This window comes from Clostridioides sp. ZZV14-6153, from assembly GCF_020657855.1.
Classification (GTDB): domain Bacteria; phylum Bacillota; class Clostridia; order Peptostreptococcales; family Peptostreptococcaceae; genus Clostridioides.
The window spans coordinates 469,190-482,206 of record NZ_JAGWCZ010000002.1; the positions used below are offsets into that span (position 1 = coordinate 469,190).

Consider the following 13,017-nt stretch of genomic DNA (forward strand, 5'->3'; position numbering starts at 1 on the left):
TCCTTCGGTGTGCCATATGGCAACTCTTCTATAAAATCTTAACCGGATATTGATTTGTCATAGCTTATTGTATTAATAATAGTAATATAAGTTTTTGTGTTTTGTCAACTAAAAAATTTAAAAACAAGGAAAAAATATAAAAATATAAGTCTAATTACGAATTATAAACTTATAAATGAAAAGAATATACGTGAAAACAAACAAAATAGAAGCTGTATAAATTAAGTGAAATATAAGTTTAGAATAAAAAAACAAGAAAATATTAAATAATTAATTAGAAGTGTTTTAATTATGGTAATATTATAGTTACAATATTAAGAAAGCCATTTATTTAACTTTTAAGTATAATGTAAGATTGAATGAAGAGAAAGGAAGTATTTTAAAATGGGAAAAATATTAGTACTAGCAGAGAAACCTTCTGTGGGAAGAGATATAGCAAAAGTTTTGGGTTCGAAAAATGAAAAAAATGGATATATAGAGGGGCCAAAGTATGTTGTTACTTGGGCACTAGGTCATTTGGTTACACTTGCTGACCCTGAAAGTTATGGAGAAAGATACAAATCATGGAGTTTAGAAGACTTACCAATACTTCCTAAGTATCTAAAGACTGTTGTAATAAAAAAAAGTGGAAAGCAGTTTAATACAGTGAAGGCTCAAATGAACAGAAATGATATAGATGAAATAGTTATAGCAACAGATGCAGGGAGAGAAGGAGAACTTGTAGCAAGATGGATAATAGAGAAGTCTCAAGTAAAAAAACCTTTAAAACGTCTTTGGATTTCTTCAAGTACAGATAAAGCAATAAAAGAAGGTTTTGCAAAATTAAAAAGTGGCAAAGAATATGAAAATTTGTACTATTCAGCAATAGCACGAGCAGAAGCCGATTGGATTATTGGAATAAATGCAACTAGAGCTTTAACAACAAAGTATAACGCACAACTTTCTTGTGGAAGAGTGCAGACTCCTACTCTTGCTATGATACTTAAAAGAGAAGAAGAAATAAGAAATTTTAAGCCTAAAGAGTATTATGGATTGGAGATAATTGCAACAAAGGGCAATTCAGATATAAAGTTTATTTGGAATGATAAAAACAATAGTTCCTCAACTTTTAGTAAAGAAAAGATAGAAAGTGTCTCAAAAAAAGTAAAAGATTTAGATATTAAAATATCTGAAGTAAATAAATCATATAAGAAAAAATATTCACCTGCACTTTATGATTTAACAGAATTACAAAGAGATGCAAATAAAATGTTTGGATTTTCAGCAAAAGAAACATTATCTATAATGCAAAAACTATATGAACATCATAAGGTACTTACTTATCCTAGAACTGATTCTAGGTATCTAACTTCGGATATTGTTGGAACATTAAAAGATAGAATAAAAGCTGTAAATGTTAGTGATTACTCAAAGGTTTGTAATAAATTATTGAAAAGTAATATTATAGCTAATAAGTCTTTTGTTGATAATTCAAAAGTAACAGACCATCATGCTATAATACCAACAGAGCAAAAAGTGTTTATGAGTGATTTTACAGATAAAGAAAGAAAAATATATAATCTTGTTGTAAAAAGGTTTTTGGCAGTATTAGGTCCTCCTTTTGAATATGAACAGACAACTATAAATGCAACTATAGAGGGTGAGACATTTAAAACTAAGGGCAATAAAGTAATAAATCTAGGCTGGAAAGAAAGCTATAAAGATATGGATGATGAAGATGAGTATGAAAGCATTCCAAATGTGTTGGAAAAAGATATTCTTAAAGTTAAAAGTTTAAAGATGACTTCAGGAAAGACAAATCCACCACCATACTTAAATGAGGCCACACTTTTAACATCTATGGAGAAAAGTGGACTTGGTACAGTTGCTACTAGAGCAGATATAATAGAAAAATTATTCAATTCATTTTTGATGGAAAAGAAAAATAAAGATATATATATAACATCAAAAGGAAAACAACTGTTAGATTTAGTTCCTGTGGACTTAAAGACACCAGAACTTACATCATCATGGGAAAAGAAATTATTAGATATTTCAAAAGGTAAGCTTAATAAAAATACATTTATAAATGATATGAAAGATTATTCAAAAGCTATTGTATTAGAAGTAAAAAGCAGTGATAGCAAATTTAAACATGATAATTTAACTAAAAATAGATGTCCAGAATGTGGAAAATTTATGCTAGAGGTAAATGGTAAGAAAGGTAAAATGTTAATTTGTGAAGATAGAGAGTGTAATACTAGAAAAACTATATCACAAACAACTAATTCAAGATGTCCTAATTGCCATAAAAAATTAGAGCTTCGTGGTGAAGGTGAAGGAAGAATTTTTACTTGTAGCTGTGGGTATAGAGAAAAATTATCCTCTTTTAATAAAAGAAAACAAGAAGAAAAAAAGAAAGCATCAAAGAAAGATGTTAATCAATATATAAAAAATCAAAATAAAAATCAAGAAGTATTTAATAATCCATTTGCAGAAGCCTTAGCTAAGTTGAAAAAATAAATAGTTTTCATGGTAATATTATACACAATCACAACTTTAACTATATATTAGTTATATGTACTGATATAATATAGGGTATAGTTTAGACATGAAAGTAGGGATGTCAAATGAGATTAAATTATATGTTTAAATACTATTGTGACGAATGTAAAGATATATGGAATAATTCAAGTATTGAATTATGTAAAGAAATAGAAACATATAGTGAAGAGTCACAAAAAAAGTGTGAAAACGAATTAGATAAATTGATAGATAAAGTATCAGTTCATTTAGAAAAGTATCCAAGTGATGTTGTTTTAAGAAAAATGTGGATAAAAAAAGGTGAAGCTTTTTTGCAAAAAACACTAGAAAAAGAGAATATTTTTAAATTAGAGAAAATGAATGTAGAAGATAGAAAAAAATTCTTAGAAATAACAAAACAATTTATCAGAGATGCTAGAGGATTTGATGATGATTTACCTATAGAGGATATTATGCAGGCCATGAGGAATGTATGGATTTCAAATGCGCTACAATTATTATTTGGAAAAGATGTTTATTATTCAAAAGCAAGTTTTGCATATAGTATGTTATATCCATATACAGACAATTATTTAGATAATACAAAGACAAATGAAATAGATAAAACTTTATTCAATAGTTGGTTAGAAAAAAGACTCTTAGGAGAACAAATTAAACCTAATAACTGTCATGAAAGTAAAGTATCTCAGATGATAGATTATATTGAAGAGGTTTATCCTAGAGAAGATTTCAAAGAAATATATGAGTCACTGTTATTAATATTTAGAAGCCAAGTAAAGAGTTTAAAACAGCAGGATAAAGAGACTTATTTGCATAAAGATGAAATATTATCCATTTCTGCTGAAAAGGGAGGTTCATCTGTTTTAGTAGATGGATATTTAATAAATGGGCTTATGACAAAGGAAGAGATAAAGTTTTGTATTGGTTATGGATTTTTATTACAAATATCTGATGATTTACAGGATATAAAAGAAGACTTAAAGTATAATCATAAAACTATTATGACAGAGATGTCAAAAGAGGGGTTATTGGATGAAATTGCAAATAAGTTAATAAACTTTACTATTGAATTAATAGATAACTTTAAAATTAACAGTAGAAATGAAGCTATAACAGATATGATAAAAAATGATTGTTTAATGTTGATTTTGTTTTCTATAGCTTATAATGCTGAATTTTTTTCTATAGAATATATAAAAAAAATAGAGAGATTTCTTCCATATACGATATCTTATTCATTGGAAATTAAAGAGAAGATGCGAAAAAAATTTAAAAATATTGATTTTTTAAATAATGAAAATGAATATAAAGAAATGATTGATACTATATGTGCAAAGTAGAAAAATAGTGAGATGTGTAATACATATCTCACTATTTTAAGTTTAAATAAAAATATTGATTTTAAGTTATTTAAATGCAGTAATAATCTCATTATCATGTAGGTTTTTAATGATTGTAGCTGCGATAGGAAATCCAAATAATCCAGCTATTCCGAATAGTTGAGCACCAACAAACATACACATTAGGGTTATTAAAGGATACAGACCAATTTGTTGTCCTACTACTTTTGGCTCCAATATTTGTCTAACAACAGTTATGATTATGTATAGTATTAAAAGTCCTATTGCCAAATGTATATTACCATTGATTAATGAAATAATCATCCAAGGAGTTAAGATACTTCCTGTACCTAATACTGGTAAAATATCAACAAGCGCAACGATGACAGATATAGTAAATGCATTTTCAACTTGTAGGATATTAAGACCAATAAGAAGTTCTACAAATGTTACTGATAGTAGTATGGCATATGCTTTTAGCAATTTTAAAATAGCATTGATACTACTATTTTTTATATTGATTATCATCGACTGACTCTTTTCTGGAAACTGTCTTAAAATAAAGTTTACTATTTTTTGATAGTCAAATGTAAAGAAAAAAGAAGCAATTAAAGTTATAATAAGTTTCAACATAAATGCAGGGGTTTTACTTGCAACACTTGCAATAGCATTAAGTGCATTTGTTGAAATAGAGGCAACTAAAGACATCATAGATTGACTGATATTATCCCAACCAAGTATCAATGCTAGATTAACATTAGGTGTACTAGCATCTATCTTAGAAAATAAAGTATTTAGTGTTGGCTGTATACCTGATTTATATATGTCAGGAAGTCTAAAAAATATGTCGCTTATACTTGCAAATATTTTTGCACCAAAACTAATTAATAAAAAGATTCCTAATCCGTAAAAGGCTAAAAGTACTACCGCAGAAATAAATGTACGATTTAAGTTTGTATTATCTGTAATAAGTTTTATAATAGGTCTTAAAATAAAGGCAATGATAAAACTAATCACAAAAGGCATCAATAATGGAAATAAGAATTTTAACACAACATATATAATACTTGCTATTAAAACTACATATGTAAATTTAATTATAAAGCTCTTTTGTTTTTGAATGTCCATAATATAAAACCTCCAATGTATTTAATAGTACTCTAAAATATGTCTTATTTATATAAAATACTACTGTATATTGATTATAAACTATAAAGCTTCTATGTAGTAAATAAATTATGTAAAATTTAGGTTAATTTTGTATAAAGATATACTTTTGTATTTTACAATTAATAAGCAGATAGGAAAAAATATTTTAAATAAATAGCATAAAATTGTGATAAAATTAATTTATAATGTTTGAGCTAAATATAGTAGATAACTTATCATATGATAGATAATTTTTAAGAGGTGGTAAGATGAAAAACTTTAGAGATTTAGGTGGAAATAAAACAGAGGATGGTAGAACTGTAAAGTATGGTTTATTTTATAGGTCTGCAAAATTATCAAATTTGAGTAAGAACGATATAAAGGTTTTAAAAGAATTAAATATCAAATACGTATTTGATTATAGAAGTGATGAAGAGGCTCGTAAACATCCATCAACAATAATATCAAATATAAAAAATATAAGAATTCCCGCAATGAGAGAATTAGAAGAATCAGGAGGTCGTTTTGGTTCTATAGAAGATATGATTGATGGCTTATTTGAAAAAGATGGTGCGTTTAATATGCTAAATAATAGCTATTATAATCTACCTGTAAATAACCCTTCATATAAAAAACTAGTAGAACTTATAAAAGATTACTCTAATTTGCCAATACTAAATCATTGTACAGCTGGTAAGGATAGAACTGGTGTAGGAAGTGCTATAATTCTTATGATTTTGGGTGTATCAAGAGAAAATATAATGAAAGATTATCTAAAAAGCAATGAGTTTGCAGACAAGGAAATAGAAAGGTTTATAGAATATAAACCTAAATTTAAACATATTCCAAAAGCAAGATTAAATTATATATTTGGTGTAAATGAAGAATATATGAAGACAGCTTTTAGAAGAATTGATGAGGAATACAATAGTGTAGAAGAGTATCTATATGGAGAATTTAATTTAAATAAAGAAGAGATAAAAAATTTGAGAAATCAATATCTAGAGTAAAAGGTGATTTTATGAGTTTAAATATAACCGCTAGACAGATAAATATAATAAAGATACTGTTAAATTCAAAAGATACAATGAGTGGACTTGCCTTAAGCCAAGAAATAGGGTGCTCTTCAAAGACTATACAAAATGAAATAAAGGATATTAACAAACAACTTAAAAATGGTAAAATTTTATCAATAAGAGGTGTTGGTTATAAGTTAGAGGGAAGCTTTGATGAAGTGAATTTAAATAGTAACCTTTATGATGATGTAGATAGGGTAGAATATATAATCAGAAAAATACTAACTTTAAGCAATGAAGAAAAAAATACTATAAGGCTTGAAGATTTAGCAGATTCTATGTATGTAAGTGTTTCAACAGTAAAAAATGATTTAAAAGAAGTAAAGAGGATATTGGATAAGTATTCAATTTCCGTTAAATCTAAGCATAAACAAGGTATATGTATTTCTGAAAATGAAGATAAGATATTAAATTGTATAATTGATTTAAGTAATAAGAGAGACAATCAACTCAGTCTAAATGATTTTTTAAATGATGATATAAAAGAAAAAAAGTTAATAATAAAAAAAATACTATTAGATGTATTAAATGAAAATGGATTAGTACTAACTGATATAGAATTTAAGAATGTATTAAATAATATATTAGTTATTTTGAGCAGGCATAAGTATGATGAAAAAGAATTTATAAAGGAATATGTAGAAACCTATAGCTACAAGAGAAGTTCAATATTAGAAAATGAACAGTACAAAGAAATTATAATAAATTCAATAAGAACGTTTTGTAAAAATTTAAAGCTAGCTACATCAATAGATATAAGTCATGATGATATATTTGAAGAATATCTATATAAGCATATCAGTAGCTTGTGTAAGAAAATAAAGTTAGGCATGAATCAATCACCTATAATAGCACAAGATATTAAAATAAAGTATCCATTTGCGTTTGAATTAGCTAATATAGCTAAAAAAACAATAGAACAAGATTTAAAAATAGAAATCAACGAAGATGAAGTTGCAAATATAGCTCTACATATAGGAGGTGCTATTGAGAGAGCATCCTATAATAATAAAGATAAGGTTTTCAAAGCGATAATAGTTTGTACATCAGGTATAGGCACCTCAATGTTAATAAAAGCTAAATTAGATAATATATTTAGAGAAAAGCTAGAAATATTAAAAATTATTCCTTCATATCTAGTTGAATATGTAAAGGTTATAGATGTTGATTTTGTAATATCTACTGTACCTATTGAAATAGGTGATATACCAGTAATAAACATATCTCCAATGTTGAGTGAAAAGGAAATTAAATTAATTGAAAAATATATAGAAACAGGCAATGTATATTTGGATTTAGATATAAAAAACTTATTTGATAGTGAGTTGTTTTTTACTGATTTAGATTTTAAATATAAAGAAGAAGTTATAGATTTTATGGCAAGTGAACTTGTACAAAAAGGTTATATAGATGATGATATGAAAAACTCTTACTTTGAGAGAGAAAAAATAGCAACAACAGAAATAGGCAACATGGTATCTATACCACATGGAGCTATTGGAAAGGTTTTTGATAATAAAATAGCAATTGGAATACTAAAAAAACCAATTGCTTGGGAAATATCAGATGTGCGCTTAATAATAATGTTGGCACTTGATAAAGATAAAATATTAGATTATGAAGTTATATTTTCAAACATATACAAAAGAGTGGATTCTATAGCAAAAGTTATAAGCATATGTGAAAATAGCAATTTCGAAAAATTTGTAAACATGTTTAAATAGAGATATATACAACATGGTGCTGTATATACACATGTAAATTTGGATAATATAAAACTAAATAAGATGAAAACGATAAATTTCTCTTTTAATTAAGAGAAATTTTTTGACTTTCAGGAATATTAATATGGAGTTAAGATATTAAACATAAGATAAATAAATAAAAAGAGGTGGCAAAATGATTTATACAGTAACATTAAATCCATCAATAGATTATATAGTTAAATTAGATGAATTAAATACAGGAAGCACAAATCGTGTAAATGAAGAATACGTTTATCCAGGAGGAAAAGGTATAAATGTATCTTGTATACTTAAAGAACTTGGACATGACAATACATCATTAGGTTTTATAAGTGATTTTACTGGTGAATATATAGTAAAGACATTGGAGGAAAAAAAATTAAAGACAGACTTTATAAAATTGAAAAACGGTTTTTCAAGAATAAATGTAAAAATAAAAGTGTCAGAGGAAACCGAAATTAATGGACAAGGACCCAATATAAGTGATGAATATATCAACCTATTATATAAAAAACTTGATAAATTAAATCAAGATGATATTTTAATATTGGCAGGTAGTATACCGTCCACTTTGGATGAAAAATTATATGAAAATATAATGTCTAGGCTAGAAGAAAAGAATATAAAAATTGTTGTAGATGCAACAAAAAATCTTCTTCTTAATGTCTTAAAATATAAGCCTTTCCTAATTAAACCTAATAATGATGAACTAGAGGAAATGTTTGATGTCAAATTAAATTCAAATGAAGATATAGTAAAGTATGCTAAAAAGTTAAAAAAAATGGGAGCTGTAAATGTTTTAGTATCCATGGGTAAAGATGGAGCATTATTGATTACAGAAGATAATGAAGTATTTATAAGTGATGTACCTAAAGGAACTGTAAAAAATTCTGCAGGAGCAGGAGACTCTATGGTAGCAGGATTTATATCTGGATATCTAAGTACTGGTGAATATGATTATGCTCTTAAATTAGGTGCAGCCTCAGGGAGTGCAACTGCTTTTTCATATGATTTAGCTGAAAGAAAATGTATTGATAAATTAGTAAACGAAATATCTGTTAAAAGATTTTAAAAATAACCCAAAAAATATATAGAGAGGAAATGAGAACTTATGAAAATTATAGATTTATTAGATGAAAAATCAATTAAATTAAATTTAAAGTCAAAAAACAAACCAGAAGTAATAGAAGAACTAGTTGATTTAGTTGCAAATAGTGGTAATTTAAATGATAAAGAAAACTATAGGAAAGCAATTTTAGCCCGTGAAGAGATGAGTACAACAGGAATTGGAGAAGGTGTAGCTATTCCTCATGCTAAGACTACATCAGTTGACAAAGCTTGTATAGCAGCTGCGGTATCAAAGGAAGGTATAGATTATGAATCTTTTGATGGAAGTTTGTCAAATTTATTTTTTATGATAGCTGCACCAGATGGAGCTAATAATACACATCTTGAAGTATTATCAAGATTATCTACAATACTTATGGATGAGGATTTTAGAAATAAACTTATAAATTCAAATTCAGCAAGAGAATTCAAAGAAATAATAGATAAAAAAGAAAGAGAAAAATTCAGTGAAGAATATCAGGATGAAGAAATTAGTAAAGAAGATACTGTAAATAATAAAGATAAAAATATTAGTAAATATCCTCAAGTTTTAGCAGTAACAGCGTGTCCAACAGGAATAGCACATACATTTATGGCAGCTGAAAGTTTAAATAAAATGGCTGAAAGTAAAGGTATCTCTATAAAAGTAGAAACTAATGGCTCAGCAGGAGTTAAGAATAGACTTACAAAAGAAGAGATAAAAAATGCTACATGTATAATAGTAGCAGCAGATAAAAATGTTGAAATGGCTAGATTTGATGGCAAAAAAGTTATAAAAACTAAGGTTGCTGATGGTATACACAAAGCGGAAGAACTTATAGATAAAGCTGTAAATGGAGATGCTCCAATTTATCATGGAGTAGGAGAAGGAAGTCACAACGAATCAGGTGAAGAAAGTGAAAGTGGATTTAGAAAAGTATACAAGCATTTAATGAATGGTGTATCTAATATGTTGCCATTTGTTATTGGTGGAGGTATACTTATAGCTTTAGCATTCTTACTTGATGATTACTCTATTGACCCTTCACATTTTGGTTCAAATACACCAATAGCAGCATTTTTTAAGGGAATTGGGGATAAAGCATTTGGATTTATGTTACCTGTACTTGCAGGTTATATAGCATATTCTATATCTGATAGACCTGCATTTGTTGTAGGTTTTGTAGGAGGAGCTCTTGCAGGAGATGTTGGTTCAGGTTTTCTAGGGGCACTACTTGCAGGATTTATAGCAGGATATTTAGTAGAAGGACTTAAGAAAATATTTAACGTATTACCAACTTCATTAGAAGGAATAAAACCAGTATTATTATATCCTTTATTTGGAACTCTTTTGATGGGTGTTATAATGACATTTCTAGTAATACCTCCAGTTACAGCAATTAATAATGCTATGGTTGGATTCCTAAATAGTTTAGGTGGAACTTCAAAAATAGTTTTAGGATTAGTGTTAGGCGGAATGATGGCTGTAGATATGGGTGGACCTGTAAATAAAGCAGCTTATGTATTTGGTGTAGCATCGCTTGAATCAGGGCAATTTGAAATAATGGCAGCAGTAATGGCTGGTGGTATGGTTCCACCACTTGCGATAGCTCTTGCAACTACATTTTTCAAAAATAGATTTACAAAAGAAGAAAGAGAGTCTGGTAAAGTTAACTATGTAATGGGGTTATCATTTGTAACAGAGGGAGCAATACCTTTTGCAGCTGGAGACCCACTTCATGTTATACCAGCTTGTGTTGGAGGTTCAGCAGTAGCAGGAGCACTTAGTATGTTATTTAATGCAGCTCTTCGTGCACCTCATGGAGGCGTATTTGTTATACCAGTAGTTACTCATCCTCTTGGATATATAGTAGCTATAATTGTAGGTGCTATAGTTGGAATGATGCTTTTAGCACTGCTTAAAAAACCATTGAATCAAAGAGCATAATAACTAAAATCTGTTTAATAAATAAAAATATGACTTTTTATAAAATTTAATACATTACTGAATTATCCTAAGATAAGGGTTTATATAAAAAAGTGAGTTAAGTCTGATATACAGAGTTTACTCACTTTTTTTAGAATAAATATATTACTTAGAATATTATAATTAACAAAGATTAAAATTTTTCTGATGGTTTCAATTTTATTATTAAATTATCTACACATTACATATTTTGTTTAATTTTATTCATATGTAAATTTAAATAATTTGGTGTATTTATATTTTTTAATTACATTTATTTGTTTCAAATCACTCATTTTAATTTTTCACAATATATTATAAGTTATGTCAGCTAGCTGACATAACTTATAATATATTTTAGTAGTCTTAGTCACTAGAGTCTTGCTAATTTAGTTCTACTCTATATGCTCTAAATCAATACCATATTTTCTTTCACCTTTTATAACTTTGAATTTATCATTTTTATTAGGATAAATAGTCACAACATTGTCTTTATACTCTGATTCATCACATTTTATACTAAGTGGCATAAGCTCTGATTCTCCATATAGATAAGTAACAGGCTTATTATTGTTCATAACAACAATTTGTACCATATCTCTATCTTTTGGAGAAGATATATTTCTCCATTTATATCCTACAGCTTTATATATATCGTTTGCTGATGTTCCAGACTTAAAGATAAATATTTTATCCCATTCAGGAGGCATTACCTTTGCTAGTCTTATTTCATTGTTGTTTTCACTAGCTTTCATAAGTGAAGAAGCGAATTGTCCGAATTTCTCATCTTCTTCATTTTTCTCAAATTTAACTAACTCACTAGATTTGTCAACTACACTCCATTTATCTTTATTTTTTTCTAACTTAAAGTTAATTTTAGAAATACATTCTCCATGTTTTCCTGGTTCAGTAACTATAACCTTTTCTCCCGATGTGTTTTTATAATCGTGTTGTTCAATTTGAACATGATTATGTCCTGCAACTATCGCATCAATACCATCAATTTGTTGAGCTAAATCCTGTATTCTATTACCTGGATTTTTAGGTTTTTTAGGCTTTTCACCTGTGTGTGCAACAGCTACTATTATATCTGGATTTTCTTTTTCCATGATTTTTACCCACTTTTTGGCATCTTCTACTAAATCATTCATATATAGTTCACCATCATAACCTTCTTGGTCTTTTAGCTCTAAAGATTTAGAATCCACAAGTTCTCCATTTTCATTTAGCTGTTTTCCTTCACCAACTTCTTTTATAGTAAGTCCAAGAATTCCTAGCTTTACATTTCCTTCTGGTGTATCAATATTTTTTATTATGTATGGTTTTGTATAGCTATCCCCATTTTTCTTATAAGTATTAGCTGATAATACATCTATTTTTTGTTTTTCAAAATCAGATATCATATTATCTAAATGATATTTATTAAGGGAGATAAATTCATGATTACCAAGAACTACAGCATCATAACCGACTTCTTTCATGTCCTTTGAAATAGGAGTTTCAATATAGCTTTCAGTTTTGTTGTTGTTATCTTTAAGCATAGCATTAGAATAATCATCCATACTACTACCTAAAGCTACTCCACGGTCAAAGAAGTCTCCAGCATCTACTAAAGTTATATTTTTATCTTTTTCTCTTTGTTTCCTTACATAAGAAGTTAACTCATAAGGGATGTTACCATGTAAATCGGTAGTGGCTAATACATTTATTTCTGTTGTATGTTTTGAAGTACACCCAGACATTAGCAATATAAATAAACAAGTAATGCCTATAATTATTTTGTTTTTCATAAAACCTCCATTTTATTTTTTTGAATATTTGTTTTAGTGTCATTAACTACATAATCCTCCTACAATATCAATGGTAATATATTACTATATAAAAATCAACTATATATTTCATAGACATATAAATTGATAGAGAGAAAAATAAACCTCCTTAAAGAAAAATCAATTAAAAGTAATCTCAAAAGAATTTTAAATTATATAATAAGATTGGTTAACTATAGCATCTTTGAGAACATGATAAACAAATAATCTATAGTCTTGTGTTTATTTTTTTATATTATTTATAATAAATAAACTCTATGATGGAAAAACTATTATTATTTAACATGTAAAGGAGTATTTAAA

At 27.3% G+C, this 13,017-nt stretch carries 8 protein-coding genes; 6 read left to right on the forward strand and 2 right to left on the reverse strand.

All coding sequences use genetic code 11. The features are described 5' to 3' along the window. The first annotated feature begins 384 nt into the window (after positions 1–384). A complete protein-coding gene (locus KGF46_RS04905) occupies positions 385–2,502 on the forward strand; it encodes a DNA topoisomerase III (protein WP_227828890.1) in 2,118 nt (705 codons plus the stop codon). 107 nt (positions 2,503–2,609) lie between these two features. After that, positions 2,610–3,863, forward strand: a complete 1,254-nt coding sequence (locus KGF46_RS04910) for a flagellar protein FliS (RefSeq protein WP_227828889.1) — start codon at positions 2,610–2,612, stop codon at positions 3,861–3,863. A 66-nt stretch (positions 3,864–3,929) separates the two neighbouring features. Here KGF46_RS04910 and ytvI read toward each other — a convergent pair whose 3' ends face one another. Next, positions 3,930–4,991 carry a sporulation integral membrane protein YtvI gene (gene ytvI, locus KGF46_RS04915; protein WP_227828888.1) on the reverse strand — a complete coding sequence of 354 codons (1,062 nt, stop codon included), beginning with the start codon at positions 4,989–4,991 and terminating at the stop codon, positions 3,930–3,932. A 290-nt stretch (positions 4,992–5,281) separates the two neighbouring features. Between ytvI and KGF46_RS04920 the strand changes: the two genes are divergently transcribed. The 4 genes from KGF46_RS04920 (at position 5,282) to KGF46_RS04935 (ending at position 10,867) form a co-directional block, all read left to right on the forward strand. Further along, the gene (locus tag KGF46_RS04920; RefSeq protein ID WP_227828887.1) at positions 5,282–6,022 is read left to right on the forward strand and encodes a tyrosine-protein phosphatase; all 741 of its coding nucleotides are present in this window, start codon (positions 5,282–5,284) and stop codon (positions 6,020–6,022) included. A gap of 11 nt (positions 6,023–6,033) precedes the next feature. Further along, a complete protein-coding gene (locus KGF46_RS04925) occupies positions 6,034–7,812 on the forward strand; it encodes a BglG family transcription antiterminator (protein ID WP_227828886.1) in 1,779 nt (592 codons plus the stop codon). Positions 7,813–7,987: 175 nt separating this feature from the next. After that, positions 7,988–8,905, forward strand: a complete 918-nt coding sequence (pfkB, locus tag KGF46_RS04930) for a 1-phosphofructokinase (protein WP_227828885.1) — start codon at positions 7,988–7,990, stop codon at positions 8,903–8,905. A 39-nt stretch (positions 8,906–8,944) separates the two neighbouring features. After that, positions 8,945–10,867 (forward strand): PTS fructose transporter subunit IIABC, encoded by a 1,923-nt coding sequence (locus tag KGF46_RS04935; RefSeq protein ID WP_227861826.1) that lies wholly within the window; start codon positions 8,945–8,947, stop codon positions 10,865–10,867. Between the two features lie 413 nt (positions 10,868–11,280). Here the strand turns inward: KGF46_RS04935 and KGF46_RS04940 are convergent, their stop codons facing one another. Next, positions 11,281–12,675, reverse strand: a complete 1,395-nt coding sequence (locus KGF46_RS04940) for a metallophosphoesterase (protein WP_227828883.1) — start codon at positions 12,673–12,675, stop codon at positions 11,281–11,283. Positions 12,676–13,017: the final 342 nt, after the last annotated feature.